Below are 25,705 nucleotides of genomic sequence, written 5' to 3' on the forward strand. Positions count from 1 at the left end.
GGCGCCATGCTCGTCCCGGGGCACCGCCCCGGTCCAGCCCCCGCGGTCAGTCGACGGCGGCGACGACCGCGGCCAGCCGGGAGGCGATCCCGTCGGCGAGCTCCTGGGTGGGCGCCTCGACCATCACCCGCACGAGCTGTTCGGTGCCGGAGGGCCGCAGCAGCACCCGGCCGTCGTCCCCGAGCTCGGCCTCGGCGGCGTTGACCGCGCCCGCCACCTCCTCGCTCTCGACGACGGCGATGCGGTCGCGGACCGGGACGTTGACCAGGGTCTGCGGGAGCCGGCGCACCACCGAGGCCAGCTCGGCGAGCGAGGCGCCGGTGGCGGCCATGCGGGACAGCAGCGACAGCCCGGTGAGCAGGCCGTCGCCGGTGGTCGCGTGGTCCAGGAAGACCAGGTGTCCGCTCTGCTCCCCGCCGAGGCTGAGCCCCTGCTCGCGCAGCGCCTCGAGGACGTAGCGGTCGCCGACGGCGGTGGTGTGCACCGCGATGCCGGCGTCGCGCATCGTGTGGTGGAAGCCGAGGTTGCTCATCACCGTGGCGACGACGGTGTCCCGGGCGAGCTCCCCTCGCTCCTTGAGCGCGAGCGCGCACACGGCGAGGATCGCGTCGCCGTCGACCACCCGGCCGTCGGCGGTGACGGCGAGGCAGCGGTCGGCGTCGCCGTCGTGCGCGATGCCCAGGTCCGCGCCGGTCCCGCGGACGGCGTCGGTCAGCGGGCCCAGGTGGGTGGAGCCGATGCCGTCGTTGATGTTCCAGCCGTCGGGCTCCCCGCCGATGACGGTGACCTCCGCGCCCGCGCGGCGGTAGACGTCCGGGGCGACGGTGGCGGCCGAGCCGTGCGCGCAGTCCACGACCAGGCGCAGGCCGGACACCGGCGACGGGAGCGTCGACAGCAGGTGCTTCGCGTAGTCCTCGACGGCGCCGGGCACGTCGCGGACCCGGCCGATGCCGGCGCCGGTCGGGCGGTGGTCGCCGGTCGTGCCGTGGGAGGCGGCGAGGGTGTGCTCGATCGCCGCCTCGACCGCGTCGGGCAGCTTGTGGCCGCCGCGGCTGAACAGCTTGATGCCGTTGTCGGGCATCGGGTTGTGACTGGCCGAGATCATGACGCCGAGGTCGGCGCCGGTCTCGGCGGTGAGGAAGGCGACGGCCGGGGTGGGCAGCACGCCCACGCGCAGCACCTCGGCGCCCGCGCTGGCGAGGCCCGCCACCACGGCGGCCTCGAGCATCTCCCCGCTGGCGCGGGGGTCACGGCCGACGACCGCGACGGGACGCGAGGTCCCGTCGCGGTCGGCGAGCACACCGGCGGCCGCACGGGCCACCGACAGGGCCAACTCCGGCGTGAGGTCGGCGTTGGCCCGACCCCGGACGCCGTCGGTCCCGAAGAGGCGACCCACGGCGGTGCCGGTCAGCGCTTCGAGTACTGAGGCGCCTTGCGGGCCTTCTTGAGGCCGTACTTCTTGCGCTCCTTGACCCGCGCGTCGCGGGTGAGGAAGCCGGCCTTCTTGAGGGCCGGGCGGTCCTCGGCCTCGACCTCGATGAGGGCGCGGGCGATGGCCAGGCGCAGCGCGCCGGCCTGGCCGGTGACGCCGCCGCCCTTGAGGATGCCGACGACGTCGTACTGCTCGGCCTTCTCGAGGGTCACGAACGGCTCGCGGATGAGCTGCTGGTGCACCTTGTTCGGGAAGTACTGCTCGAGGCTGCGGCCGTTGAGGCGGAACTGGCCGGTGCCGGGCACGAGCCGCACGCGGACGACGGCCTCCTTGCGCCGGCCGACGGTCTGGACGGGACGCCCCTCGGCGTCGGTCACGGTCAGGGCGGAGGTCACTGGGCCACCTGCTTGATCTCGAAGGTCTGGGGCTGCTGGGCGGCGTGCGGGTGCTCGGGGCCCGCGTACACCTTCAGCTTCTTGATCATCTGCCGGCCGAGACTGTTGTGCGGCAGCATGCCCTTGACCGCGCGCTCGACGACGCGGTCGGGGTGGCTGCGCAGCTGCTCGCCGACGTTGATGGCGCGCAGGCCGCCCGGGTAGCCGGAGTGCCGGTAGGCGGTCTTCTGGTCGCGCTTGGAGCCGGTGAGGGCGATCTTGTTCGCGTTCACGACGACGACGAAGTCACCGACGTCGACGTGAGGGGCGAACTGGGGCTTGTGCTTGCCGCGCAGCAGGGTCGCGACCTGGCTGGCGAGTCGACCGAGCACCACGTCGGTGGCGTCGATGACGTGCCAGGCGCGGGTGACCTCGCCGGGCTTGGGTGAGTACGTGCGCACGGCGCTCGTGTCCTCCGTCGTCGTCGGGATGGCTGGTGGGATCGCCTCACCGAGGACGGGAGACGCCGACGGCGCGCGCGCACCAGCCGGCGGCCGCGCACCAGCCGACGACGATACCAGCCGGCCCGGAGGGCCGAGGTGACGTGCTGGAACGGCCCCGTCGCGGGGCCCCGCCGCGAGCGGAGCGAGGGGTGGGGGGCGACGGGGTCCTCCGTCAGCCGGTGATCAGGTCCCGCTGGGCGGGCAGCAGCCGGTCCATCGCCGCGACGTCGTCGGCGGCGTCCAGGCCGAGGACGTCGACGCTGGCCAGGTGGCTGCCGTAGCCGACGTAGCAGCGCTGGTAGTAGCTCTCCCCCGACTCGAACCAGAAGCAGGGCGCGTCGGGGATCGACGGCAGCTGGAACCGGGTGCCGCCGAACTCGGCGTCCTCGAGCTCGGCGAAGGCCGTGTAGACGGCGTTGGTCTGCATCGAGGTCGGGAAGGCGTACAGCGCGACGGCGTAGCTGAGGTCGGCCTCGTCGGACTGCTTGGAGTAGAAGCCGGTGAACCCGTTGGCGGTGAGCAGGTCGCGCTCGCGGGCCGGGTCGATGGCCAGCCGCAGGTAGCCCTCGAGGTCGTAGGGGCCGGAGAACTCGGTGAACTCACCCGGCGGGTCGAGGGTGAGCGACTGCAGCCCGGCCGGGTCGGTGGGCAGCGAGGGCACCTGGTCCTGCGGGGTGGGCGTGAAGCCCCGCAGCAGGCCCACCTGGTCGGTCATCAGCCGGCCGACGTCGTCGAGGCCCTGGCCGGGGCCGGTGCTGTGGTACGCGTAGGCCAGCATCCGGCCGACCGGCACGAACGCCTGGACGACGTCCTCCCCGCCGCCCTCCTGCAGCAGCACCTCGCCGTCGACGCCCGGGATCTCGGCCTGCTGGTAGCCGCTGGCCTGGTCGGCGGCGAGCTCCGCGGCCGCCCGCCGCGCGGACTCGGGGTCGGACAGCTCGGCGACCATGGTCAGGGTGCCCGCCCCGTCGGCGGGGTCGCTGTTGCACTGGCCCCAGGCGGTGACGAAGCCCCAGCGGTCGAGGATCGGACCCGCCGTCCCGGTGCCGAAGTAGGCCGCGTCGAGGGCGCCGGAGTCGCTCCACGGCCCGGAGGGGAAGCAGGTGTCGGTCCGCCCCGGGAAGGTGGCCTGCACCAGCGAGGTCACCGACGCGATGCGCTGGGCCTCCAGCAGGGTGCCCACGGTCGGCTCGGGGGCCGGCGTGACGTCGACCGGCGGCCCGGACGGCGTCGCCGTGGCCGGCGGCTCGCTCGTCGTCGGCGTGGCGCTCGCCGGCGGGGTCGCCGTCCCGCTCACCGTGCTCGTGCACCCCGTCAGCAGCGCCGCCACGGCCACCGCGGCGCCCGCAGCGCCCAGCCGTCGTCCCCGTGTCCCCGTCACGGGCCGTGAGCCTAGGGACGGCATCCGTGCAGGTCACGCAGGAGGGGCCGGGTGCGGCGCGCACCCGGCCCCTCCGTCGTGCCGTCCGGTCAGCGGGCGGCGGTCACCGCGGCGAGCGCGTCGACCTCACCGGTGCCGTACCAGGAGGTGTGGCCGGAGCCGCCCTGACACTGCTGCACCGCGCCGCTCTCCGACCCGGTGAACGCCGCGTACGGGCGGCCGGTGTGGGCGCCGCTGTTCGCGGCCGGCAGCGCCTCCGGGCACGGCTGCCCGTCCGCGGTCCGGCTGATCAGCGCCTCCACCTGCGTGGGCCGCATCGCCCCGTTCTGCGGGGTCCGCGCGTCGCCGTACCGGCTGATCACCAGGGCGGCGACGCCGGCCACGTGCGGGCCGGCCATCGAGGTGCCCTGGATGCCGCAGTAGACCGCCGTCGGGTAGGCCGGGTCCCCGGTCGCCTCCTGCCGCTTGCGGCTGCACGGGATGTCGGCCGGCCAGGTGGACAGGACCTGCCCCTGGATCGCCTGCGCCCCCGGGTCGCTGCCGCGGAAGTAGAAGTCGCCACCGGGCGCCGCCACGTCGGCGGTGCTCACGCCGTAGGACGAGTAGTAGGCCTTGAGGTGGTCGGGGTACGCGCCGGCCTGCGTCCCCTGCGCGAGGCTGCCGGTCGAGGTCACGCCGATGACGCCGGGGATCTCCACCGGGACGACGACGCAGGCGTTGGTGACCTCGCGCTCCTGCTCCGACCCCGCCGGGTGGTCGGGGCTGGTGGCGTCGGCGGTCGGGTGGGAGAGGTCCTCGCTGTTGTTGCCCTCGGAGGCCACGACCGTCGTCCCCTGGTTCATGGCGTACCGGACGGCGCGCTGCACGGCCTTCCAGATGGCCCGCTGCTCCTCCTCGTTCCGGCAGTTGAACAGCCAGGGGTCGACGAAGTAGCTGTTGTTGGTCACGTCGATGCCGCGGTCACCGGCCCACACGAACGCGCAGACGACGGCCTCGGGGAAGAAGTAGCCCTCGGCGGTCGCCGCCTTGATGCCGGCGATGCGCACGTTCGGCGCGACGCCGACGACGCCCTGGCCGTTGGCCGCCGCGGCGATGGTGCCGGCGGTGTGGGTGCCGTGGCCGTTGTCGTCGTCCGCGGCGGCCGCGCCGGGCACCGGGGCGCCGGTGACGCAGTTGGCGCTGTCGGCGTCGGAGATGTTGGCCCGCAGGTCCGGGTGGCGGAAGTCGACGCCGGTGTCGATCGTCCCGACGACCACCTCGCGGCTGCCGCCGGTGACCGCGTGGGCCTCGGGCGCCTGGATCTGGCGCATGTCCCACTGCATCCAGGAGAGGGAGTCGCCGTCCGTGGCGGGCGCGTTCGGCAGGTCGCCCGGGGGCGGGCCGGCCTCGGCGTCGACGGCCGCGCCGCCGTCCAGGCGGGTGGCGTAGGCGCCGGTCGCCGTCGCCCCCTCCACCTTCCCGTCGGCCCGCACGCGCTCGTCGAAGCCGCTGTCGCCGCGGGCGACCAGCACGCCGATGGCCGCGTAGTCGGCGACGACGGTGCCGCCGGCGGCGGTCACGATCCGGGCGGCGTCGGCGGGGCTGCGCGACCCCTTGAAGACGACGAGGTGGTTCTCCGTCGCACCGGTCGTCCCGGCCGGTGCGGCGGTGGCCGCGGTGGGGACGAGGACGCCGGTCGCGGCGATCACCGCGGCACCGACGAGGAGGCGACCCAGTCGCCTGCCGGACCTCTGCATGCTCTCTCCGTTCCGAGGGGACACGTGCCGTGAAGACGGCAGTGCGTACGGTAACCGTGATGGCGGTCACCCGCGAACGGAGGGGTTCCGGATCGCCCCCGGGCCGGTGGAGCGGTCAGCCGACGCGGCGCAGCAGCCCGGTCTCGACGTCGTAGACGGTGCCGCAGATCTCCTTGGAGAGCAGGAACGGGCTCTCCCGCAGCAGCCGGATCGACTCGCGGACGTCCTCGTCGACGTCGGTGAACGTGCGCGCGGGCCACGGCGGCCGGACGCCGGTGGCCTGCTCGACCAGGTCGGCGAACGAGGCGTCGTCGGTCTTCTGCAGGCCGCAGTCGGTGTGGTGCACCAGCACGATCTCGCGGGTGCCCAGCACGTGCTGGGAGATGGTCAGCGAGCGGATGGTGTCCTCGGTGACCACGCCGCCGGCGTTGCGGATGACGTGCGCGTCGCCCACGGCCAGGCCGAGCAGCGGGAACAGCGGCATGCGGGAGTCCATGCAGGCGACGACGGCGACCTTCCGGGCCGGGGCCACCGGCAGCCCGCCCGTGAAGTCGCGGGCCCAGTCCTCGTTGGCGGCCAGCATCCGCTCGTACTCGGCCACGCGGGCGCTCCTCTCGTGTGGTGGGGCAAAGGAAGCTCTCCGCACGTCTCGGGCGCGCGGACGTGGGGACAGCTTCCTATGCCCGCACCACGCGCTCGCGGGCGACCTGGCCGGCGAGCGCCGCCGGCGAGAGGTCCGGGCGGCCGCCGAGGCGCCGGACGGCCAGCGTGGCCACCGCCGAGGCGGTCCGGGCGGCCTCGGCCGGGCCGGCGCCGCCGAGCAGCGCGGCCACCAGCCCGGCGACGTAGGCGTCCCCGCCGCCGGTCGGGTCGACGGGGGCCGTGTCCGACAGCGGCACGCGGGCCACGCCGGCGGCCGGCCAGTCGGCGCCACCCGTGGCCCGCGACCGGCCGGCGCGCCAGGCGACCACCTCCCCGTCGGCGCCCGCGGACAGGACCACCAGCCGCGGTCCGGCCGCCCGCAGCTCGAGCGCGGCCTCCCGGACGTCGTCGACGCCGTCGAGCTCCCGCCCCACCAGCAGGGCGGCCTCCACGGCGTCGGCGCGCAGCACGGCCGCGCGGGCGAGCACCGCGTCGCGGGTGGCGGCGTCGGCGGGGGCGCCGTCGGCGACGACGAGCGCGTCCGGGCGGACCAGGTCCAGCGCCGCGCGCACCGCCTCGCCCGGCTGCCGAAGCTGCAGGGACAGCGCCTGGCACCTGGCGACGAGGTCGGCGGCCGCGGCGAGCAGCGCGTCGCCGTCGTCGCCGACGACCCCGACCAGCGCGACGGGGACGCCCAGCTGCGCCAGCGCCACCGCCTGGTCGGCGCCCTTGCCGCCGAGCACCTCGACCCGGCGGTCCACGTCCACCGAGCCGCCCGCGGCGGGCAGCCGCCCGACCCGCAGCACCAGGTCCCGCCCCACCTGCCCGAGCACGACGACGTCGGTCACGCCGCCCACGCTGCCCCGGGCCCCGGGCACCCGCCAGCCGGGCCGGGGCCCATCCGCCAGGATGACCGGGTGCGCACGGTCGAGGAACACCAGGCGGTGGTCGCCGCCCTGCTCGCCCCGCTCGGCGCGGAGGAGGTGCCGCTGGCCGCGGCGCACGGCCGGGTCCTGGCCCGCGACGTCGTCGCGGGGGTGCCGCTGCCCGGCTTCGACAACTCGGCGATGGACGGCTACGCCGCCCGCTCCGCCGAGCTCGGCGCGCTGCCCGCCCGGCTACCGGTGGCCGACGACGTCCCGGCCGGCCGCACCGACGTCGTCCCCCTCGCGCCGGGCACCGTGCAGCGGATCATGACCGGCGCGCTGCTGCCGCCGGGCGCCGACGTCGTCGTCCCCGTCGAGCTCACCGACGCCGCCACCGACGTCGTGGAGGTCCGCGACGCCCCGGCCGCCGGCACCCACCTGCGCCGCGCCGGTGAGGACATCACCGCCGGCACCGTCGCGCTGGAGGCCGGCAGCCCGCTCGGCGCCGCCCAGCTCGGCCTGGCCGCCGCGGTGGGCGCCCGGACGCTGTGGGTGCGCCGCCGCCCGCGGGTGCTGGTGCTGTCCACCGGCAGCGAGCTGGTCGAGCCGGGCGAGCCGCTGCTGCCCGGGCAGGTGTACGAGTCGAACTCGCTGCTGCTGTGCGCCGCCGTCGAGGACGCCGGCGGCACCGCGCGGCGGCTGCACTTCGTGCCCGACGACGTCGGGCAGTTCCTCGCCACCGTGCGCGCCGAGCTGGCCGACGCCGACCTGCTGGTCACCAGCGGTGGCGTGAGCGCCGGCGCCTACGAGGTGGTCAAGGACGCCTTCGGCACGCTCGGCACCGTCGAGTTCGTCAAGGTGGCCATGCAGCCGGGCGGGCCGCAGGGCGCCGGCACCGTCGACGGCGTCCCCGTGGTCACCCTGCCGGGCAACCCGGTGAGCTCGTTCGTGTCCTTCGAGGTGTTCGTCCGCCCGGCCCTGCGGCAGGCGCTCGGGCACGCCGCGCCCGGCCGGCTGCGCGCGCCGGCGGTGCTCACCGCGCCGCTGCGCTCCCCCGCCGGGCGGCGCCAGTTCCTCCGCGGCCGCTACGACGCCGGCCGCGTCTCCCAGGTGGGCGGGCCCGGCTCGCACCTGGTCGCCCACCTGGCCCGGGCCAACTGCCTGGTCGTCGTGCCCGAGGACGTCACCGAGCTGCCCGCGGGCGCCGAGGTCGACGTCGTCCTGATCGAGGGAGCGCTGCAGTGAGCGAGCTGACGCACGTCGACGAGAAGGGCGCCGCCCGGATGGTCGACGTCTCCGCCAAGCCGGTGACCGCCCGCGAGGCCACCGCCGCCGGCCGGGTGCTGGTCAGCCCCGATGTGGTCGCGCTGCTGCGCGGCGAGGGCGTGCCCAAGGGCGACGCGGTCGCCGTCGCGCGGATCGCCGGCATCGCCGGGGCCAAGCGGACGCCGGACCTGGTGCCGCTGTGCCACCCGATCGCGCTGCACGGCGTGACCGTCGACGTCGAGGTCACCGACGACGCCGTGGAGATCACCGCCACCGCGCGCACCGCCGACCGCACCGGCGTGGAGATGGAGGCACTGACCTCGGTCGCCGTCGCCGGGCTCACGGTGGTCGACATGGTCAAGGCCGTGGACCCGCGGGCCTCGATCACCGACGTGCGGCTGCTCGCCAAGTCCGGCGGCAAGAGCGGCGAGTGGCGGCGGTGACCCTGCCGGAGGGCGCCCGCGCCGTCGTCGTCACCGCCTCCAACCGGGCCTCGGCCGGGGTCTACGAGGACCGCAGCGGGCAGGCCTTGGCCGAGGGGTTGCGGTCGCTGGGGTTCGCGGTCGAGGGGCCGCACGTGCGCCCCGACGACGTCGACGCGCTGGCCGCCGTCCTCCGCGAGGCGGTGGCCTCCGGCGCCGACGTCGTCCTCACCACCGGCGGCACCGGGCTCTCCCCCACCGACGTCACGCCCGAGGCGACCCGCGCGGTCGTCGAACGGGAGGCGCCCGGGCTGGCCGAGGCGGTGCGCCGGTACGGCGAGGGGAAGGTGCCGACGTCGGTGCTGTCCCGCGGGATCGCCGGCACCGCGGGGCGGACGCTGGTCGTGAACCTGCCCGGCTCCACCGGCGGCGTGCGCGACGGGCTCGCCGTCCTCGGCCCGCTCCTCCCCCACGTGGTCAGCCAGCTCCGCGGCGGCGACCACTGAGCGAGCACCCCCACGTCGAGGTGTTCCTCGCCGACTGGGAGATCGAGTGCTGCCGGCCGCCGCCCGGGGAGGGCGACCGGGTGAGCTGGCGGCTGCAGTGGGTCGACGACCCCGTCGGTCCCGGTGCGCGGGACCTCCGCTGGCAGGTGCGGGCGCCGGCCGACGACGGGCTCGTCCTCCGCCACGGCCTCCTCGCTGCGTGGTGGCCACAGCCGCGCGAGGACGTCCCGGCCCGCGGCGCCCTCGTGGCCGACGCGCACGGGCAGGTCCCGGATCGGGTGCCGCCGGTCACCGGCCGCGTCGTCCGCGTCCACGTCGTCGTCCAGACCTGGCGCCTGGTGCCCCCGCGGACGTACGTCCCGGTGGACGGCGGGTTCACCCTGCGGCCGGTCGACCGCAGCCCGCGGTGGTTCGACACCGACCGGGACGGGGAGATGCGCGCGGTCTCGGTGCGGGAGAGCGGCGTCCTCGTCGGACTCCGTCTCGAGTCCACTCCCCGCTAGTCGTCGGGCAGGACGATGCGCTCCGGCCGGGTGTAGACGTTGCAGCCGTCGCCGCGGAGGAAGCCGACCAGCGTGATGCCGACGTCGGCGGCCAGCTCCACCGCCAGCGACGACGGCGCCGACACCGCGGCGAGCACCGGGATGCCGGCCATCGCCGCCTTCTGCGTGAGCTCGAAGCTCGCCCGCCCGCTCACCATGAGCACGTGCCCGGCCAGCGGCATCCGGCCGGCGCGCAGCGCGTCGCCGACCACCTTGTCCACCGCGTTGTGCCGGCCGACGTCCTCGCGCAGCACCACCAGCTCACCGTCGGCGGTGAACAGGCCCGCCGCGTGCAGGCCGCCGGTCTTGGTGAACACCTCCTGCGCCGCGCGCAGCCGGTCGGGCAGCGCCAGCAGCGTGGCCAGCTCCAGCCGGGTGCCGTCGCCGGCGACGTCGTACCGCGTGCGGGTGCGGATCGCGTCGATGCTCGCCTTGCCGCAGACGCCGCACGAGCTCGACGTGAGGAAGTTGCGGTCCAGCGCGGTGTCCGGCGGGTCGACGCCGGGCGCCAGGTCGACGTCGACGACGTTGTAGGTGTTGCGGCCCTCGGCGTCCACCGAGTCGCAGTAGCGCAGCCCGGCGACGTCCTCGACGCCGCCGATGACGCCTTCGGTGGCCAGGAAGCCGTGCACCAGGTCGAAGTCCGCGCCGGGCGTGCGCATGGTGACCGCCAGCGGCGACCCGGCCAGCCGGATCTCCAGGGGCTCCTCGGCGGCCACCGTGTCGGGCCGGGTGGTGCGCACGGGGCCCCGGATGCGCAGCACGGGGGTGCGGCTGGTGACTCGTCCCACGGACGGGGACGGTACCCACGCCGGGCCCCTACGGTCGGACCGTGACCGCGCCGGACCCGCTCCCGCCGTACGCGGCGGTGGTCCTGGCCGGCGGCCGCGCGGCCCGGCTGGGCGGGCAGGCCAAGCCGCAGCTCGAGGTGGGCGGCCGCACGATGCTCGAGGCCGTCCTCGCCGCCGTCCGCGACGCGGACCCGCGGGTCGTCGTCGGGCCGCCCCAGCCGGTGCCCGGCGGCGTCCGCGTCGTCCGGGAGCGGCCGGCCGGCGGCGGGCCGGTCGCGGCGATCCGGGCGGGCCTCGCCGCCGTCGACACCGCGGTGGTCGCCGTCCTCGCCGGCGACCTGCCGTTCGTGACCCCCGCGCTGCTCCGCGACCTGCGGGCGCGGCTGACCGCCGACGGCGTCCTGGTCGTCGACGACGCCGGCCGCGACCAGTACCTGCTCGGCGTCTGGCGGACCGCGGCCCTGCGGGCGGCCGTGTCCGAGGTGGACGGCCCGGTGCCGGTCCGCCGGGTGGTCGGCCGGCTGGCGGTCACCCGGTGGTCCCCCGCGCGGGAGCCGGGCACCCCGCCGCCGTGGACCGACTGCGACACCCCCGCCGACCTCGCCCGGGCCCGCAGGGACGCCGGCGGGTGACCGCCCCGGCCGCCGGGTGGTAGGACGGCGGCATGCGCGTCGTCATCGCCGGTGCCCACGGTCAGGTCGCCCGCCGCCTCGGCCGGCTGCTCTCCGGACGCGGGGACACCGTCGTCGGCATCGTCCGCAACCCCGAGCACACCGCCGACCTCGAGGCCGACGGCGTCACGCCCGCGGTGCTGGACCTGGAGTCCGCCTCGGTCGACGACGTCGCGGAGGTCGTCCGCGGCGCCGACGCCGTCGTGTTCGCCGCGGGCGCCGGCCCGGGCAGCGGGGCGGAGCGCAAGCACACCGTCGACCACCGCGCCGCGGTCCTGCTGGCCGACGCCGCCGAGCGGGCCGGCGTCCGCCCCTACCTGCTGGTGTCCTCGATGGGCGTCGAGCAGGCCCGGCAGGGGACGCCGAAGGGCATGGACCCGGTGTTCGCCGTCTACCTGCAGGCCAAGCTGCGTGCCGAGGACGTCATCCTGCCGCGCACCGCGCTGGACACCGTGATCGTGCGGCCCGGGCGGCTGACCGACGAGCCCGGCACCGGCCGGGTGACTCTCGCCCACGGCGTCGGGTACGGCGAGGTCCCCCGCGACGACGTCGCCGCGGTCCTGCTGGCCTTCCTCGACTCGGGCAAGACGAACGAGGTCGTGGAGCTGGTGTCCGGCGAGACACCGGTCGCCGAGGCGGTCGCCGCGCTCCCCTAGTCGCGGCGGGCGCGGGTGACCAGCGCGCGGGCGGCGAGCTCGGGGTCGGCCGGGTAGTCGACCCGCACCAGCGTGAGCCCCCCGGGTGGGGCGACGACGACCTCGCCCGCCCGCTCCCGGCGGTCGAGCAGCCCGGCCGGCCACTCCGGCGCCCGGCGCCCCTCCCCGACCGCCACCAGCGAGCCCACGAGGCTGCGCACCATCGAGTGGCAGAAGGCGTCCGCGGAGGCCGTGACGGTCACCAGGTCGCCGTCGCGGGCCACCGCCAGCTCCAGCAGGGTGCGGACGGTCGTGGCGCCCTCGCGGCGGCGGCAGAAGGCGGCGAAGTCGTGCGCGCCCGTCATGAGGCGGGCGGCGGCGTCCATGGCGGCGGCGTCGAGCCGGCGGGGCCAGCCGACGGTGTCCGCCCGGCGCAGCGGCGGTGGCCCGGCGTCGCTGTCGGTGAGCCGGTAGACGTAGTGCCGCGCCAGGGCGCCGAAGCGGGCGTCGAAGCCCGGGGGCGCCTCGGCGACGGCGGGCACCGCCACGTCCGGCGGCAGCAGGCCGCGCAGCCGGCGGACGAGGCGCTCGCGCTGCTCCTCCCAGGCGACGCGCGGGACGTCGGCGTGCGCGACCTGCCCGGTGGCGTGCACGCCGGCGTCGGTGCGGCCGGCCACGGTCAGCTCGACCGGCGCGCGCAGCACGGTGGCCAGCGCGGACTCCAGCTCGCCCTGCACGGTGCGCCGCCCGGGCTGGCGGGCCCAGCCGGAGAAGTCCGTCCCGTCGTAGGCGACGGACAGCCGGAGACGGACGAGCCCGCCCCCGGGATCGGGAGCGGGCTCGTCGCGGTGGTGCTCGGTGGTCAGCGGCGGGTCACTTCGGGTCGGGCGCGGACTCGCCGCCGGGGGCGTGGGTGCCCGCGGTGGCGGCGTCGCCGATCTCGGCGGCCTCGACCTCGGCGGCCGCCGCGGCGGCCACGTCCGGGGACAGCGCCGGGTCCTCGACCACGGCCAGGTTCTCGGCCTTGGGCTCGGGCGTCACGTCGCCGTCGTCCTGGCGCTCGCCGTCCGGGTTGTAGAGGTCGGTCACGACCTCCTGGGCCTCGGCGTCGACCTCACCGGAGGTCACGGCCGGCGAGGTGTCGCCACCGGGACCGGTGGTCTCGCCCTCGAACGTCGCGCCCTGGTCGCCGCCGCCGGCGGAGACCCCGGCCGCGCCGGCGTCGCCGCGCTGGCCCGGCTGCTCGGTCACTTGGAGCCGTCCGCGTCCTCGGCCGGGGCCTCGGCGTCAGCGGCCACGGCGGTGTCGTCGGCGTCGGTCGCCTCGGTGACCTCGGCCTCGGTGACGTCGGCGTCCGTGGCCTCGGAGGTCTCGTCGGCCGCGGTGGTGTCCTCGTCGGCCGCGGCGGTCTCGACGGCGTCCGCGGTGACCTCACCGGAGGCGGCGGCCGCGCCGGCGCCGGCGGCGAAGCGGGTGCCGCGGGCGCGCTCGGCCTCACCGACGGCCTGCTGGGCCACGGTCAGCGCCTCGACCAGCTCGATGACGGCCATGGGGGCGTTGTCGCCCTTGCGCGGGCCGACCTTGGTGATGCGGGTGTAGCCGCCGGGCCGGTTCTCGAAGCGCGGGCCGATCTCCGCGAACAGGTGGTGGACGACGTCCTTGTCCCGGATGACCGTCATCACCTGGCGGCGCGCGTGCAGGTCACCGCGCTTGGCGAAGGTGACCAGCTTCTCGGCGAACGGGCGCAGCCGCTTCGCCTTCGCCTCGGTGGTGGTGATCCGCCCGTGCTCGAACAGCGACGTGGCCAGGTTCGCCAGCATCAGCCGCTCGTGGGAGGCGGACCCGCCGAGACGGGGGCCCTTGGTGGGGGTGGGCATGTCGGTCCTTCCTCAGGCGGCCGGGCGGGCGTGTGCCGGCTGCATCCAGGTGGTGCTGTCGTCGCTGTGTCAGTGTGGCGGACCCGCCTCGACCGGGCCCACGCGGTCCGGCCGGGCGGCGGTCGTCCCGCCGCCCGGCCGGTGCAGCGTCAGAGCTGCTCGGTCTCCTGGTAGGAGCCGTCGTCGTACTGGACCTGCCCGTACTCGGTGCCGTACTCGCCGTGGCCCTGGTAGGCGTCGGTCTCGTAGCCCTCGTCGTAGCTCTCGACCGAGGTCGGGATGAACCCGGGCGGGCTGTCCTTGAGCGCCAGGCCCATGGCCGCCAGCTTCATCTTGACCTCGTCGATCGACTTGGCCCCGAAGTTGCGGATGTCGAGCAGGTCGGCCTCCGAGCGGGTGACCAGCTCGCCGACGGTGTGCACGCCCTCGCGCTTGAGGCAGTTGTAGGACCGGACGGTGAGGTCCATGTCCTCGATCGGCATCGAGAAGTTCGCGATGTCGGCGGCCTCGGCCGGGCTGGGCCCGACCTCGATGCCCTCGGCGTCGACGTTCAGCTCGCGCAGCAGGCCGAACAGCTCGACCAGCGTGGAGCCGGCGGAGGCGATGGCGTCCCGCGGGGCGATCGAGGGCTTGGTCTCGACGTCGACCACGAGGCGGTCGAAGTCGGTGCGCTGCTCGACGCGGGTGGCCTCGACGGCGTAGGTGACCTTGAGGACCGGCGAGTAGATGGAATCGACCGGGATGCGGCCGATCTCCTGGCCGGGCTGCTTGTTCTGCGGCGCCGGGACGTACCCGCGGCCCCGCTCGACGACCAGCTCGATCTCCAGCCGGCCCTTGCCGTTGAGGGTGGCGATGTGCAGGTCGGGGTTGTGCACCTCGACACCGGCCGGGGGCGCGATGTCGGCGGCGGTGACCTCACCGGGGCCCTGCTTGCGCAGGTACATGGTCACCGGCTCGTCGGAGTCGGAGCTGACGACCAGGCCCTTGAGGTTGAGGATGATCTCGGTGACGTCCTCCTTGACCCCGGGCACGGTGGTGAACTCGTGCAGGGTGCCCTCGATCCGGATGCTGGTGACGGCAGCTCCGGGGATCGAGGACAGGAGGGTGCGGCGCAGCGAGTTGCCGAGGGTGTAGCCGAAGCCGGGCTCGAGCGGCTCGATGACGAACCGCGAGCGCTGCTCGGTGAGGGTCTCCTCGGTCAGCGTCGGACGCTGTGCGATGAGCATGGTGTTCTCCTCCGGTTCCTCCGGCGCCCGCCATATGACGCCGTGAGGGGGTGGTGCGGGCCCCGGCGGACATCGGTCCGCCCGCCGGGGCCGGTGGTGCTGTGTGGTGCTGCGAGCCCTTACTTGGAGTAGAGCTCGACGATCAGCTGCTCCTGCACCGGGGTGTCGATCACCTGGCGGGCCGGGACGCTGTGCACGACGGCGCGCAGCTGGCCGCTGATGACCTCCAGCCACGGCGGCACGGGGCGCTCGCCGGCGCGGGCCTGGGCGATCTCGAAGGGCACCATCCGCCGCGACTTCTCGGCGACCTCGATGATGTCGTTCGCGCTGACCCGGTAGGACGGGATGTCGACCTTGCGGCCGTTCACCCGGATGTGGCCGTGCTTGACCAGCTGGCGGGCCATGTCGCGGCTCTCGCCCCAGCCGGCCCGGTACACGACGTTGTCCAGGCGGGACTCGAGGATCTGCAGCAGGACCTCACCGGTCTTGCCGGTCTTGCGGTTGGCCTCCTCGTAGTAGCCGCGGAACTGCTTCTCGAGGACGCCGTAGATGCGGCGGGCCTTCTGCTTCTCGCGCAGCTGCAGGAGGTACTCGCTGTCCTTGCTGCGGCCCCGGCCGTGCTCGCCCGGCGGGTAGGGCCGGATCTCGATCGGGCACTTCGGGGACTCGCACTTGCTGCCCTTGAGGAACAGCTTCATCTTCTCGCGCCGGCAGAGGCGGCAGTCGGCTCCGGCGTAACGGGCCACGTCAGGTACTCCTCGTTCTTCTCGTCAGTGGCCGGTCAGACCCGGCGGCGCTTCTTGGGGCGGCAGCCGTTGTGCGGCTGCGGCGTCACGTCCTGGATCTGCCCCACCTCGAGGCCGGTGGCCTGCAGCGAGCGGATCGCGGTCTCGCGGCCCGAGCCCGGGCCCTTCACGAAGACGTCGACCTTGCGCATGCCGTGCTCCTGGGCCTTGCGCGCGGCGTTCTCGGCGGCCATCTGGGCGGCGAACGGCGTCGACTTGCGCGAGCCCTTGAAGCCGACGTGGCCGGCGGAGGCCCAGCTGATCACGTTGCCGGTCGGGTCGGTGATCGACACGATCGTGTTGTTGAACGTGCTCTTGATGTGCGCGGCGCCGTGGGCGACGTTCTTCTTCTCCTTGCGGCGGACCTTCTTGGCACCAGCCGCGGCGCGAGCCCTGGGAGGCATGTCTCTCCGGTTTCCTTCTGAGCGTTCAGTGGCCAGATGAGCACGAGGGGCGCACCGTCGCTCCCGCCCTCACGGGTCGTGCGACAGCGCGCCTCACGGCTTACTTCTTGCCGGCCTTCTTCTTGCCGGCGATGGTCTTGCGCGGGCCCTTGCTGGAGCGCGCGTTGGTGCGGGTGCGCTGGCCGTGCACGGGCAGGCCACGACGGTGGCGCAGGCCCTGGTAGCAGCCGATCTCCACCTTGCGGCGGATGTCAGCGGCCACCTCGCGGCGGAGGTCACCCTCGACGCGGAAGTGCTCGTCGATGTAGTCGCGCAGCTTGAGCAGGTCCTCGTCGGAGAGGTCCTTGGCCCGCAGGTCGGGGCTCACGCCGGTCGCCGCGAGGGTCTCCTTGGCGTGGGTCTTGCCGATCCCGTAGATGTAGGTGAGCGCGATCTCCATCCGCTTCTCGCGGGGCAGGTCGACGCCGGCCAGTCGTGCCATGTCTCAGGTACTCCCTCAGCCCTGCCGCTGCTTGTGGCGGGCGTTGTCGCAGATGACCATGACCCGGCCGTGCCGGCGGATCACCTTGCACTTGTCGCAGATCTTCTTCACCGACGGCTGGACCTTCACCGGTGCCGCCCCTCATTCCTGTCGATCGATGGCCGCCCGCGCGGCACCCGGAGGTGCCCCGCGCCGGCGGCGGTCACTTGTAGCGGTAGACGATGCGACCGCGAGTCAGGTCGTAGGGCGAGAGCTCCACGACGACGCGGTCCTCGGGCAGGATGCGGATGTAGTGCTGGCGCATCTTGCCGCTGATGTGGGCGAGCACCCGGTGCCCGTTCTGCAGCTCGACCCGGAACATCGCGTTGGGCAGCGGCTCGACGACGCGACCCTCGACCTCGATGGCCCCGTCCTTCTTCGCCATGCCCGACACGGCCTCCCTGACTCGGTGGTGCTGGTTGGTGTGGTGCTGGAGTCGCATGCGCCCGCGCCGGAGCCGGCCGGGTCGTACGCGGTGGTTGCAGACCAGGTGGTGCAGGCGCTCCCGCGAGGGCGTCCCGGGTCGTGCGGCCACAGCACGACGACAGGACGGCGCGAACGCCGTCGTTCACTGTACCCCGCTGCAGCGGGGCGCTCCAACCCGGCCTCCGTCACAACGGAACGCCCGGGGTGGCCCCCTCGCGGGGCCCGCCAGGAGCCTGCGAGCGGCGGGGGGTCCTCGCTCAGGTGCGCGGGGTGATCCCGAAGGGGGCCAGCCCCGCCACGCCGCCGTCCTCCGCCGTCAGGACCCAGGGCCCCTCGGGGGTGATGGCGACGGTGTGCTCGAAGTGGGCGGCCCGGGAGCCGTCCTTGGTGACCACGGTCCAGCCGTCCTCGAGTTCGGCGGTGGCGGGGTCGCCCACGGTGACCATGGGCTCGATCGCCAGCGCCAGGCCGGGGACCAGCCGCGGGCCGCGGCCGGGCCGGCCGTAGTTGAGGACGTGCGGGTCCTGGTGCATCTCGGTGCCGATGCCGTGCCCGCCGTAGTGGTCGACGATCCCGTACGGGTGCGACTCGGCGGTGATGGCCTGCTCGACCGCGGAGCTGATGTCGGTGAGCCGCCCGCCGGCGACGGCCCTCGCCAGCCCGGCCCACATCGACCGCTCGGTGACGTCGATGAGCGCCGCGTCCTCGGCCGACGGCGGACCCACGGTCACGGTGACGGCCGAGTCGCCGTGCCAGCCGTCGAGGATCGCGCCGCAGTCGATGGAGATGTTGTCGCCCTCGGCGAGGGTGCGCTCCGGGTTCGGGATGCCGTGCACGACCTCGTCGTTGATCGACGCGCAGATGCTGCCGGTGAAGCCGTGGTAGCCGAGGAACGACGGGATCGCCCCCGAGGACCGGATGACGTCCTCGGCGATCGCGTCGAGCTCCCCGGTGGTCACGCCGGGGCGGATCGCCGCGCGGACAGCGGCGATCGCCTTCGCGACGACGAGGCCGGCACCGCGCATGAGCTCGATCTCGTGCGGTGTCTTGATCTGGATCATGCGTCCACTCCACTTCGCCAGCAGCGGGAGGCGGGCCAGGATCCCGGCCGACATCGGCGGCGCCGTCCCCTCAGCTGTCGCTCGGCTGCCCGGGCTGCACGGGCCGGCCCAGGGCGGTCATCACCCGGGCGGTGACCTCCTCGATGGTGCCGATCGCGTCGATGCGCGACAGCAACCCCTCGCCGTCGTAGAACCCGGACAGCGGGGCGGTCTGTTCCCGGTAGACCTCGAGGCGGTGCCGCACCGTCTCGGGCCGGTCGTCGTCGCGCTGCACCCACTCGCCGTCGACGAGCATCCGGCGCCCGGAGAGCCGGCGCACCAGCTCCTCCTCCTCGACGACGAGCTCGACGACGCGGTCGAGTCCGTGCCCGAGCTCCTCCAGGGAGCCGCGCAGCTGCTCGGCCTGGGCGATGGTGCGGGGGAAGCCGTCCAGCAGGAAGCCGGCCTTGGCGTCGGGCTCGGCGAGCCGGTCCTTGACCATCGCGACGGTGATCTCGTCGGGGACGAGGTCGCCGGCGTCCATGTAGACCTTGGCCTTGCGGCCGAGCTCGGTCTGGCCACTGACGTTGGCGCGGAAGATGTCGCCGGTCGAGATGGCGGGCACGCCCAGCTGGCCGGCGATGATCTGGGCCTGGGTCCCCTTGCCGGCTCCCGGCGGACCCAGCAGCACGATGCGCACTACTTCAGGAACCCTTCGTAGTTGCGCTGGTTGAGCTGCGTCTCGATCTGCTTCACGGTCTCCAAGCCCACTCCCACCATGATCAGCACTGCGGTCCCGCCGAACGGGAAGTTCTGGTTCGCCCCCTGCTGCGTGATCGACAGGAAGAAGTTCGGGAGCACCGCGACGATCCCCAGGTAGATCGACCCGGGGAGGGTGATCCGGGACAGCACGTACTGGAGGTACTCCGCCGTCGGCCGGCCCGGGCGGATGCCGGGGATGAAGCCGCCGTAGCGCTTCATGTCGTCGGCCCGCTCCTCCGGGTTGAAGGTGATCGACACGTAGAAGTACGTGAAGAACACGATCAGGCCGAAGTACAGCGCGACGTGCACCGGACTGCTCTGGTCGATGACGTAGTTCTCGAAGAACTGCCGGACCGGGCCGGTCTCGTCACCCTGGAGCTGGGTGATCAGCTGCGGGAGGTACAGCAGCGACGAGGCGAAGATGACCGGGATGACGCCGGCCTGGTTCACCTTGAGCGGGAGGTAGGTCGAGGTGCCGCCGTACATGCGGCGGCCGACCATGCGCTTGGCGTACTGGACCGGGATGCGTCGCTGCGCCTGCTCGACGTAGACGACGGCCCCGATGATCAGCAGGGCGAAGGCGCAGACGACGGCGAAGACGACACCGCCGCGGGTCTGCAGGATCGAGCCGCCCTCGGCCGGGATGCGGGCCGCGATCGAGGTGAAGATCAGCACGGACATGCCGTTGCCGATCCCCTTCTCGGTGAGCAGCTCGCCGAGCCACATGATCACCGCGGTGCCGGCGGTCAGCGCGACCACGAGGACGATCGTCGTCCAGATGCTGTCCGACGGGATGATGTCCTGCTGGCAGCCGGGGAACAGCTGGCCGCTGCGGGCCAGGGCGATGATGCCGGTGCTCTGCAGGATCGCCAGGGCGATCGTCAGGTAGCGGGTGTACTGGGTCAGCTTCTGCTGGCCCGACTGCCCTTCCTTCTTCAGCTGCTCGAACCGCGGGATCACCACGACCAGCAACTGCACGATGATGCTGGCGGTGATGTACGGCATGATCCCCAGCGCGAAGACCGACAGCCGGAGCAGCGCCCCGCCGGAGAACAGGTTCACCAGCGAGTAGACGTCGCGCTGGCTGCCCGCCTGCGCCTGCTCGAGACAGCTGTTGATCGCCTCGACGGAGACCCCCGGGCCGGGCACCGAGGCGCCCAGCCGGTACACGGCGATGATCGCCAGGGAGAACAGCAACTTGCGCCGGAGGTCTGGCGTCCGGAACGCCGCGGCGAACGCCTGCAGCACGTGCCCTCCCCTGCTCGGTCGGATGAGGTTAGCAACGACGGGGGTCGCACCGGTCACACCCTCCCTCACCGGTGGCAGACCGGCGGGGACGGATCGGCTCCCCGGGGCTCGGGCGCGCGGGCGCCCGGGCCGGACAGCAGACGACCCCCGGGGCGATGGGGCACCCGGGGGTCGTCGGCGGTCAGATGCGGGTGGTGCTGCCCCCGGCCGCGGCGATCTTCTCGGCGGCGGAGGCCGAGAAGGCGTGCGCGTGCACGGTGACCTGGACGCCGCCCAGGTCACCGGTGCCGAGGACCTTCACCGGCTGGCCGCGGCGGACCGCGCCGGCGTCGGCGAGCGTGTCGGGGTCGACGTGCCCGCCCTGCGGGAACAGGGACGCGATCCGGTCGAGGTTGACGACCTGGAACACGACCTTGTTGCGGTTCTTGAAGCCGGACATCTTGGGCAGCCGCATGTGCAGCGGCGTCTGGCCGCCCTCGAAGCGCGCGGACGTGGTGCCGCGCGCCCCGGTGCCCTTGGTGCCGCGACCGGCGGTCTTGCCCTTGGAGCCCTCACCCCGGCCGACGCGCGTCTTGGGGGTGTGGGCGCCCGGGGCCGGACGCAGGTGGTGGACCTTGAGAGTCATGACGAGTCCCTGCTCAGATCTCTTCGACGGCGACGAGGTGCGTCACCGTGGCGACCATCCCGCGGATCTCGGGACGGTCCTCCTGCACGACCGTGTCGTTGATCCGCTTGAGGCCCAGGGACCGCAGCGTCTGCCGCTGGTTGGGCTTCGTGCCGATCGCCGACCGGACCTGGGTCACCTTCAGCTGCGCCATGTCAGACCCCCTGGCCCGCACGCGCCCGCAGCATGGCGGCCGGGGCGACGTCCTCGAGGGGCAGCCCGCGGCGGGCGGCGATCTCCTCGGGGCGGACGAGCTCCTTCAGCGCCTGCATGGTGGCGTGCACGATGTTGATCGGGTTCGACGAGCCGAGGCTCTTCGAGAGCACGTCGTGGATGCCGGCGCACTCGAGGACGGCACGCACCGGGCCACCGGCGATGACACCGGTACCGGGGCTGGCCGGCTTGAGCAGCACGACACCGGCAGCGGCCTCACCCTGCACCGGGTGCGGGATGGTGCTGGCGATGCGCGGCACCTTGTAGAAGTGCTTCTTGGCCTCCTCGACGCCCTTGGCGATCGCCGCGGGCACCTCCTTGGCCTTGCCGTAGCCGACGCCCACGGTGCCGTCACCGTCGCCGACGATCACCAGGGCGGTGAAGCTGAAGCGCCGACCACCCTTGACGACCTTCGACACGCGGTTGATGGCCACCACGCGCTCGATGTAGTTGCTCTTCTCGGCAGGCGCGCCGCCGGGCCCCCGCCCGCCGTCACGACGGTCGCGGCGGTCGTTGCCGCCGCCGGCGCCGCCGCCGCGTCGCTGTGGTCCTGGCATCAGACGTCCCTCTCGATCTGCTGGTTGGCGGTGCTGCTCATCAGAAGTCCAGCCCGCCCTCACGCGCGCCGTCGGCCAGCGCGGCGATGCGGCCCTGGTAGCGGTTGCCCCCGCGGTCGAACACGACCTTGGTGATGCCGGCGGCCTGGGCGCGCTCGGCGACCAGGGCGCCGACCCGGCGGGCCAGGGCGGACTTGTCGCCCTCGGCCCCGCGCAGGCTGGCGTCGAGCGTCGAGGCGCTCACCAGCGTACGGCCGGCGGTGTCGTCCACGACCTGCACGTGGATGTGCCGCGTGCTGCGGTTGACCACCATGCGCGGGCGGTCCGGCGTGCCGGAGACCCGCTTGCGGAGCCGGTTGTGCCGGCGCAGCCGCGAGACGCGGCGCGCGGTGCTGATGTCGGTGCCGACGGGCGTGTGCACCCGAGCGGCCTTCTCGGTCTGTGCCATCACTTACCCGTCTTCCCGACCTTGCGCTTGACGACCTCGCCCTGGTAGCGCACGCCCTTGCCCTTGTACGGGTCGGGCTTGCGGAGGCCGCGGATGTTGGCGGCCACCTGGCCGACCTGCTGCTTGTCGATGCCGGTCACCCGCAGGCGGGTGGGCGACTCGACGGTGAAGGTGATGCCCTCGGGGGCACGCACCGGCACCGGGTGGCTGTAGCCGAGCGCGAACTCCAGGTCCGAGCCGCGGGCCTGGACGCGGTAGCCGACGCCGACGATCTCGAGGGTCTTGGTGTAGCCCTCGGTGACGCCGGTGATCATGTTGGCGATCAGGGTGCGGGACAGGCCGTGCAGGGCCCGGCTCTCGCGCTGGTCGTCGGGCCGCTGGACGCTCAGCGTGCCGTCCTCGCCCCGGGCGACCGTGATGGGCGCCGCGACGGTGTGGGACAGGGTGCCCTTGGGGCCCTTCACGCTGACCGTCTGGCCGTCGATGGTGACGTCCACGCCACCGGGCACGGGAACCGGCAGTCGTCCGATCCGTGACATCTCGCTCGCTCCTCTTACCAGACGTAGGCGAGGACTTCCCCGCCCACGCCCTTCTTGGTCGCCTGCCGGTCGGTCAGCAGCCCGGTCGAGGTGGAGATGATGGCCACCCCCAGGCCGCCCAGGACCTTCGGCAGGGCGTTCGACTTCGCGTAGACCCGCAGGCCCGGCTTGGACACCCGGCGCACCCCGGCGATGCTGCGCTCGCGGTTGGGGCCGAACTTCAGGTCGATCACCAGCTCCTTGCGGGTGGCGCCGTCCTTCTCGACGTCCTCGACGCGCCAGCCGGCGATGTAGCCCTCCTGCTGGAGGATCTCGGCGATGTGCGTCTTGAGCTTCGACGACGGCATGCGCGTCGAGTCGTGGTAGGCCGTGTTCGCGTTGCGCAGCCGCGTGAGCATGTCCGCGATCGGGTCGGTCATCGTCATGGGTGTCGTGCCTCTCTCGCCGCGGTTCCTCACGCGTCCCTCGCGTGGGCCTCTCGGCGACCGGTGGAGCTGGGGGCCCGCCCCGCGCGGTCAGCGCGCGGGGCGGGGACTGCGGACTACCAGCTGGACTTGCTCACGCCCGGCAGCTCGCCGGCGTGCGCCATCTCCCGCAGGCAGATCCGGCAGAGGCCGAACTTGCGGAAGACCGAGTGCGGACGACCGCACCGCTGGCAGCGGGTGTAGCCGCGGACCGCGAACTTGGGCTTGCGGGCCGCCTTGTTGATCAGCGCCTTCTTGGCCATCTCGGTGTCTCCTCGGCCCGGCTCAGCGGATGGTGGTGACGACGGGCTGGCCGGCGAACGGGAAGCCCAGCAGGCGGAGCAGCTCGCGACCCTCCTCGTCGTTCGTGGCGGTGGTGACCAGCGTGATGTCCATGCCGCGCGGACGGTCGATCTTGTCGACGTCGATCTCGCGGAACATCGACTGCTCGGTCAGCCCGAACGTGTAGTTGCCGTGCCCGTCGAACTGCTTGGCGTTCAGGCCGCGGAAGTCGCGGATGCGGGGCAGGGCCAGCGCCAGGAGCCGGTCGAGGAACTCCCACATGCGGTCGCCGCGGAGGGTGACCTTGGCGCCGATGGGCATGCCCTCGCGCAGCTTGAACTGGGCGATGGACTTGCGGGCCCGGACGACGGCCGGGCGCTGGCCGGTGATGGCGGTGAGGTCGCGGACCGCGCCGTCCATCAGCTTCGCGTCGCGGGTGGCCTCGCCGACGCCCATGTTGACGACGATCTTCGTCAGCCGCGGGATCTGCATGACGTTCTCGTAGCCGAACTCCTCCTGGAGCGCCGGCACGATCGACTCGCGGTAGTGCGCCAGCAGGCGCGGGAGCTCACGGGTGGGTGCAGTCATCGTCAGAGGTCCTTACCGGTCCGCCGCGACACCCGGATGTTGCGGCCTTCCTCGTCCTTGCGGTAGCCGACCCGGGTCGGCGTCCCCTCGGAGTCGATCACCATCACGTTGCTGACGTGGATGGGAGCCTCCTGGGTGACGATGCCGCCCTGCTGCGCGCCCCGCTGGTTCGAGCTGATGCGGGTGTGCTTCTTGACGCGGCCGACGCCCTCGACGAGGACCTTCTGCAGCTTGGGGTAGGCGGCGATGACGCGACCCCTGGCGCCCTTGTCCTTGCCGGACAGGACCACCACGGTGTCGCCCTTCTTCACCTTCATGCCCGGCGTCTTGGCCGGCGGGGTCTTCTTGGCAGCCATGGTCAGAGCACCTCCGGGGCGAGCGAGATGATCCGCATGAAGCGCTTGTCGCGCAGCTCGCGGCCGACGGGACCGAAGATGCGCGTACCGCGCGGGTCGCCGCTGTCGCGGATGATCACCGCGGCGTTCTCGTCGAAGCGGATGTAGGAGCCGTCGGGACGACGGCGCTCCTTCCGCGTGCGGACGACGACGGCCTTGACGACGTCGCCGCGCTTGACGCCGGCACCGGGCAGCGCGTCCTTGACGGTCGCCACGATGACGTCGCCGATGCCCGCGTAGCGCCGCCCGGACCCGCCGAGCACCCGGATGCAGAGGATCTCCTTCGCACCGGTGTTGTCGGCGACCCGGAGCCGCGACTCCTGCTGGATCACGTCCTACTCCCAATCTCAGTGGTGACAGCCGGGCCGGAACGGTGAACCGGCTGTCCGGTACCCACGCGCGGACGCACCGGCGACTGATGCCGCCGGTGCGTCCGACACGGGTACCGGGATGTGGCGCTCACCCGGAGGGGCGCCAGTCGTCCAGGGTACCCGGTCCCGCGACCCGCCCCACAGGGCGTCGGTCACAGGGCCCGCGGACCCCCGACGCGTCTTACTTGGCCTTCTCGACGACCTCGACCAGCCGCCACCGCTTGGTGGCCGACAGCGGCCGGGTCTCCATGATCTGCACGCGGTCGCCGACACCGGCGACGCCCTGCTCGTCGTGGGCCTTCAGCTTGCTGGTGCGCCGGATGACCTTGCCGTAGAGGCCGTGCTTCACGCGGTCCTCGACCTCGACGACGATGGTCTTGTCCATCTTGTCGCTGACCACGAGGCCCTCGCGGACCTTGCGGTAGCCGCGGCCGGCCAGGCCGGGGCCGCTGGCGACAGCGGTGTTGTCGGGCTCGCTCATGCCACACCCTCGTTCGGGGCGACCGAGAGGCCCAGCTCGCGCTCGCGCATGATCGTGTAGATCCGGGCGATGTCGCGGCGGACGGTCTGCAGTCGCCGGTTGTTGTCCAGCTGGCCGGTGGCCACCTGGAACCGCAGGTTGAACAGCTCTTCCTTGTGCTCACGCAGCCGCGTGGCGAGCTCCTCGGCCGAGAGCTCGCGCAGCTCCGGGGCGGTCAGACCGGCGGCCATCACACCTCTCCTTCACGCGTGATGAAGCGAGCCTTCATGGGCAGCTTGTGGATGGCGCGGCGCATGGCCTCGCGGGCCACCGACTCCGGGACACCCGACAGCTCGAACATGACGCGGCCCGGCTTGACGTTGGCGACCCACCACTCCGGGGAGCCCTTGCCGGAGCCCATGCGGGTCTCGGCCGGCTTCTTGGTGAGCGGGCGGTCCGGGTAGATCGTGATCCAGACCTTGCCGCCACGGCGGATGTGCCGGGTCATGGCGATACGGGCGGACTCGATCTGGCGGTTGGTGACGTACGCCGGCTCGAGGGCCTGGATGGCGTACTCACCGAAGTTGATCGCCGTGCCGCCCTTGGCCCGGCCGGAGCGGTCCGGGTGGTGCTGCTTGCGGTGCTTGACGCGCCGGGGGATCAGCACGT

General features: G+C 73.7%; 39 protein-coding genes. 6 read left to right on the forward strand and 33 right to left on the reverse strand.

The genetic code is table 11. The annotated features are described in order from the left end of the window. Window positions 1-46: 46 nt before the first annotated feature. The 7 genes from glmM to ACI796_RS04475 all read right to left on the reverse strand — a co-directional run bounded on the left by glmM (window position 47) and on the right by ACI796_RS04475 (window position 6,916). The gene (gene glmM / locus ACI796_RS04445) at window positions 47-1,396 is read right to left on the reverse strand and encodes a phosphoglucosamine mutase (RefSeq protein WP_456940056.1); all 1,350 of its coding nucleotides are present in this window, start codon (window positions 1,394-1,396) and stop codon (window positions 47-49) included. A gap of 11 nt (window positions 1,397-1,407) precedes the next feature. Next, window positions 1,408-1,827, reverse strand: coding sequence for a 30S ribosomal protein S9 (gene rpsI / locus ACI796_RS04450; RefSeq protein WP_456940057.1), 420 nt, complete (start codon window positions 1,825-1,827; stop codon window positions 1,408-1,410). Then, window positions 1,824-2,267, reverse strand: a complete 444-nt coding sequence (gene rplM, locus ACI796_RS04455; RefSeq protein ID WP_456940058.1) for a 50S ribosomal protein L13 — start codon at window positions 2,265-2,267, stop codon at window positions 1,824-1,826. The genes rpsI and rplM overlap by 4 nt, the downstream gene beginning before the upstream one ends. A gap of 214 nt (window positions 2,268-2,481) precedes the next feature. Further along, complete coding sequence (locus tag ACI796_RS04460; protein ID WP_456940059.1) at window positions 2,482-3,690, reverse strand: DUF7373 family lipoprotein; 1,209 nt, start codon at window positions 3,688-3,690, stop codon at window positions 2,482-2,484. A gap of 89 nt (window positions 3,691-3,779) precedes the next feature. Next, window positions 3,780-5,378, reverse strand: coding sequence for a S8 family peptidase (locus ACI796_RS04465; RefSeq protein WP_456940060.1), 1,599 nt, complete (start codon window positions 5,376-5,378; stop codon window positions 3,780-3,782). Between the two features lie 163 nt (window positions 5,379-5,541). Next, window positions 5,542-6,027 carry a beta-class carbonic anhydrase gene (locus tag ACI796_RS04470; RefSeq protein WP_456940061.1) on the reverse strand — a complete coding sequence of 162 codons (486 nt, stop codon included), beginning with the start codon at window positions 6,025-6,027 and terminating at the stop codon, window positions 5,542-5,544. A 76-nt stretch (window positions 6,028-6,103) separates the two neighbouring features. After that, on the reverse strand, window positions 6,104-6,916 hold the full coding sequence (locus tag ACI796_RS04475; RefSeq protein WP_456940062.1) for a PfkB family carbohydrate kinase: 813 nt from the start codon (window positions 6,914-6,916) through the stop codon (window positions 6,104-6,106). Between the two features lie 69 nt (window positions 6,917-6,985). Between ACI796_RS04475 and moeA the strand changes: the two genes are divergently transcribed. Genes moeA through ACI796_RS04495 form a run of 4 tightly spaced genes read left to right on the forward strand, consistent with a single transcriptional unit; the run spans window position 6,986 to window position 9,631 of the window. Continuing rightward, complete coding sequence (gene moeA, locus ACI796_RS04480; protein WP_456940063.1) at window positions 6,986-8,179, forward strand: molybdopterin molybdotransferase MoeA; 1,194 nt, start codon at window positions 6,986-6,988, stop codon at window positions 8,177-8,179. Further along, entirely contained in the window at window positions 8,176-8,643 is a 468-nt protein-coding gene (gene moaC / locus ACI796_RS04485; RefSeq protein WP_456940064.1) for a cyclic pyranopterin monophosphate synthase MoaC, read from the forward strand. Before moeA ends, moaC begins: the two co-directional genes overlap by 4 nt. After that, complete coding sequence (locus ACI796_RS04490) at window positions 8,640-9,128, forward strand: MogA/MoaB family molybdenum cofactor biosynthesis protein (protein ID WP_456940065.1); 489 nt, start codon at window positions 8,640-8,642, stop codon at window positions 9,126-9,128. The genes moaC and ACI796_RS04490 overlap by 4 nt, the downstream gene beginning before the upstream one ends. Window positions 9,129-9,148: 20 nt before the next feature. Then, a complete protein-coding gene (locus ACI796_RS04495) occupies window positions 9,149-9,631 on the forward strand; it encodes a DUF6578 domain-containing protein (protein ID WP_456940066.1) in 483 nt (160 codons plus the stop codon). On the opposite strand, the gene fdhD is transcribed toward ACI796_RS04495, so the two are convergent. After that, window positions 9,628-10,461, reverse strand: a complete 834-nt coding sequence (gene fdhD, locus ACI796_RS04500; RefSeq protein WP_456940067.1) for a formate dehydrogenase accessory sulfurtransferase FdhD — start codon at window positions 10,459-10,461, stop codon at window positions 9,628-9,630. The two genes, ACI796_RS04495 and fdhD, sit on opposite strands and share 4 nt — an antisense overlap. A gap of 41 nt (window positions 10,462-10,502) precedes the next feature. On the opposite strand from fdhD, the gene mobA reads away from it, so the two are divergent. Beyond that, the gene (gene mobA / locus ACI796_RS04505) at window positions 10,503-11,093 is read left to right on the forward strand and encodes a molybdenum cofactor guanylyltransferase (RefSeq protein WP_456940068.1); all 591 of its coding nucleotides are present in this window, start codon (window positions 10,503-10,505) and stop codon (window positions 11,091-11,093) included. 32 nt (window positions 11,094-11,125) lie between these two features. Continuing rightward, window positions 11,126-11,788, forward strand: coding sequence for an NAD(P)H-binding protein (locus tag ACI796_RS04510; protein ID WP_456940069.1), 663 nt, complete (start codon window positions 11,126-11,128; stop codon window positions 11,786-11,788). On the opposite strand, the gene truA is transcribed toward ACI796_RS04510, so the two are convergent. From truA to rplP, 25 genes are all read right to left on the reverse strand, one after another. Continuing rightward, window positions 11,785-12,633 (reverse strand): tRNA pseudouridine(38-40) synthase TruA, encoded by an 849-nt coding sequence (gene truA / locus ACI796_RS04515; RefSeq protein ID WP_456940121.1) that lies wholly within the window; start codon window positions 12,631-12,633, stop codon window positions 11,785-11,787. The two genes, ACI796_RS04510 and truA, sit on opposite strands and share 4 nt — an antisense overlap. Window positions 12,634-12,640: 7 nt before the next feature. After that, the gene (locus tag ACI796_RS04520; RefSeq protein ID WP_456940070.1) at window positions 12,641-13,018 is read right to left on the reverse strand and encodes a hypothetical protein; all 378 of its coding nucleotides are present in this window, start codon (window positions 13,016-13,018) and stop codon (window positions 12,641-12,643) included. Continuing rightward, on the reverse strand, window positions 13,015-13,644 hold the full coding sequence (rplQ, locus tag ACI796_RS04525) for a 50S ribosomal protein L17 (protein WP_456940071.1): 630 nt from the start codon (window positions 13,642-13,644) through the stop codon (window positions 13,015-13,017). Before rplQ ends, ACI796_RS04520 begins: the two co-directional genes overlap by 4 nt. A gap of 149 nt (window positions 13,645-13,793) precedes the next feature. Next, the gene (locus tag ACI796_RS04530) at window positions 13,794-14,870 is read right to left on the reverse strand and encodes a DNA-directed RNA polymerase subunit alpha (RefSeq protein WP_387987713.1); all 1,077 of its coding nucleotides are present in this window, start codon (window positions 14,868-14,870) and stop codon (window positions 13,794-13,796) included. Window positions 14,871-14,989: 119 nt separating this feature from the next. Further along, window positions 14,990-15,616 (reverse strand): 30S ribosomal protein S4, encoded by a 627-nt coding sequence (rpsD, locus tag ACI796_RS04535; RefSeq protein WP_456929490.1) that lies wholly within the window; start codon window positions 15,614-15,616, stop codon window positions 14,990-14,992. A 35-nt stretch (window positions 15,617-15,651) separates the two neighbouring features. Then, window positions 15,652-16,059 carry a 30S ribosomal protein S11 gene (rpsK, locus tag ACI796_RS04540; protein WP_012950456.1) on the reverse strand — a complete coding sequence of 136 codons (408 nt, stop codon included), beginning with the start codon at window positions 16,057-16,059 and terminating at the stop codon, window positions 15,652-15,654. 100 nt (window positions 16,060-16,159) lie between these two features. Further along, a complete protein-coding gene (rpsM, locus tag ACI796_RS04545) occupies window positions 16,160-16,540 on the reverse strand; it encodes a 30S ribosomal protein S13 (RefSeq protein WP_456548794.1) in 381 nt (126 codons plus the stop codon). Window positions 16,541-16,555: 15 nt separating this feature from the next. Further along, window positions 16,556-16,669, reverse strand: a complete 114-nt coding sequence (rpmJ, locus tag ACI796_RS04550) for a 50S ribosomal protein L36 (protein ID WP_012950458.1) — start codon at window positions 16,667-16,669, stop codon at window positions 16,556-16,558. 73 nt (window positions 16,670-16,742) lie between these two features. Continuing rightward, window positions 16,743-16,964, reverse strand: a complete 222-nt coding sequence (gene infA, locus ACI796_RS04555; protein ID WP_012950459.1) for a translation initiation factor IF-1 — start codon at window positions 16,962-16,964, stop codon at window positions 16,743-16,745. Between the two features lie 298 nt (window positions 16,965-17,262). After that, the gene (gene map / locus ACI796_RS04560) at window positions 17,263-18,066 is read right to left on the reverse strand and encodes a type I methionyl aminopeptidase (protein WP_456940072.1); all 804 of its coding nucleotides are present in this window, start codon (window positions 18,064-18,066) and stop codon (window positions 17,263-17,265) included. 70 nt (window positions 18,067-18,136) lie between these two features. Beyond that, window positions 18,137-18,736: an adenylate kinase gene (locus ACI796_RS04565; RefSeq protein WP_456940073.1), complete on the reverse strand. Its 600-nt coding sequence runs from the start codon at window positions 18,734-18,736 to the stop codon at window positions 18,137-18,139. Between the two features lie 8 nt (window positions 18,737-18,744). Next, entirely contained in the window at window positions 18,745-20,055 is a 1,311-nt protein-coding gene (secY, locus tag ACI796_RS04570) for a preprotein translocase subunit SecY (protein WP_456940074.1), read from the reverse strand. A gap of 181 nt (window positions 20,056-20,236) precedes the next feature. Beyond that, window positions 20,237-20,680: a 50S ribosomal protein L15 gene (rplO, locus tag ACI796_RS04575; RefSeq protein WP_456940075.1), complete on the reverse strand. Its 444-nt coding sequence runs from the start codon at window positions 20,678-20,680 to the stop codon at window positions 20,237-20,239. Between the two features lie 13 nt (window positions 20,681-20,693). Continuing rightward, a complete protein-coding gene (gene rpmD / locus ACI796_RS04580) occupies window positions 20,694-20,873 on the reverse strand; it encodes a 50S ribosomal protein L30 (protein WP_387987725.1) in 180 nt (59 codons plus the stop codon). 1 nt (window position 20,874) lies between these two features. Further along, window positions 20,875-21,489 (reverse strand): 30S ribosomal protein S5, encoded by a 615-nt coding sequence (rpsE, locus tag ACI796_RS04585; protein ID WP_387987727.1) that lies wholly within the window; start codon window positions 21,487-21,489, stop codon window positions 20,875-20,877. Between the two features lie 40 nt (window positions 21,490-21,529). Then, the gene (gene rplR, locus ACI796_RS04590; RefSeq protein WP_387987729.1) at window positions 21,530-21,937 is read right to left on the reverse strand and encodes a 50S ribosomal protein L18; all 408 of its coding nucleotides are present in this window, start codon (window positions 21,935-21,937) and stop codon (window positions 21,530-21,532) included. Further along, window positions 21,937-22,476, reverse strand: coding sequence for a 50S ribosomal protein L6 (rplF, locus tag ACI796_RS04595; protein WP_456940076.1), 540 nt, complete (start codon window positions 22,474-22,476; stop codon window positions 21,937-21,939). The genes rplR and rplF overlap by 1 nt, the downstream gene beginning before the upstream one ends. Window positions 22,477-22,490: 14 nt before the next feature. Continuing rightward, window positions 22,491-22,895: a 30S ribosomal protein S8 gene (gene rpsH, locus ACI796_RS04600; RefSeq protein WP_456901390.1), complete on the reverse strand. Its 405-nt coding sequence runs from the start codon at window positions 22,893-22,895 to the stop codon at window positions 22,491-22,493. Between the two features lie 122 nt (window positions 22,896-23,017). Beyond that, window positions 23,018-23,203, reverse strand: a complete 186-nt coding sequence (locus tag ACI796_RS04605; RefSeq protein ID WP_012950469.1) for a type Z 30S ribosomal protein S14 — start codon at window positions 23,201-23,203, stop codon at window positions 23,018-23,020. A 22-nt stretch (window positions 23,204-23,225) separates the two neighbouring features. Then, complete coding sequence (gene rplE, locus ACI796_RS04610; RefSeq protein WP_456940077.1) at window positions 23,226-23,810, reverse strand: 50S ribosomal protein L5; 585 nt, start codon at window positions 23,808-23,810, stop codon at window positions 23,226-23,228. 2 nt (window positions 23,811-23,812) lie between these two features. Continuing rightward, window positions 23,813-24,166 carry a 50S ribosomal protein L24 gene (gene rplX / locus ACI796_RS04615; protein ID WP_456940078.1) on the reverse strand — a complete coding sequence of 118 codons (354 nt, stop codon included), beginning with the start codon at window positions 24,164-24,166 and terminating at the stop codon, window positions 23,813-23,815. Between the two features lie 2 nt (window positions 24,167-24,168). Next, the gene (rplN, locus tag ACI796_RS04620) at window positions 24,169-24,537 is read right to left on the reverse strand and encodes a 50S ribosomal protein L14 (RefSeq protein WP_387987738.1); all 369 of its coding nucleotides are present in this window, start codon (window positions 24,535-24,537) and stop codon (window positions 24,169-24,171) included. A gap of 220 nt (window positions 24,538-24,757) precedes the next feature. Further along, window positions 24,758-25,057 carry a 30S ribosomal protein S17 gene (gene rpsQ, locus ACI796_RS04625; RefSeq protein ID WP_456940079.1) on the reverse strand — a complete coding sequence of 100 codons (300 nt, stop codon included), beginning with the start codon at window positions 25,055-25,057 and terminating at the stop codon, window positions 24,758-24,760. Next, window positions 25,054-25,287, reverse strand: a complete 234-nt coding sequence (rpmC, locus tag ACI796_RS04630) for a 50S ribosomal protein L29 (protein WP_387987741.1) — start codon at window positions 25,285-25,287, stop codon at window positions 25,054-25,056. Before rpmC ends, rpsQ begins: the two co-directional genes overlap by 4 nt. After that, complete coding sequence (gene rplP / locus ACI796_RS04635) at window positions 25,287-25,703, reverse strand: 50S ribosomal protein L16 (RefSeq protein ID WP_387987743.1); 417 nt, start codon at window positions 25,701-25,703, stop codon at window positions 25,287-25,289. The genes rpmC and rplP overlap by 1 nt, the downstream gene beginning before the upstream one ends. Window positions 25,704-25,705: the final 2 nt, after the last annotated feature.

This window comes from Geodermatophilus sp. SYSU D00525 (genome assembly GCF_054050475.1).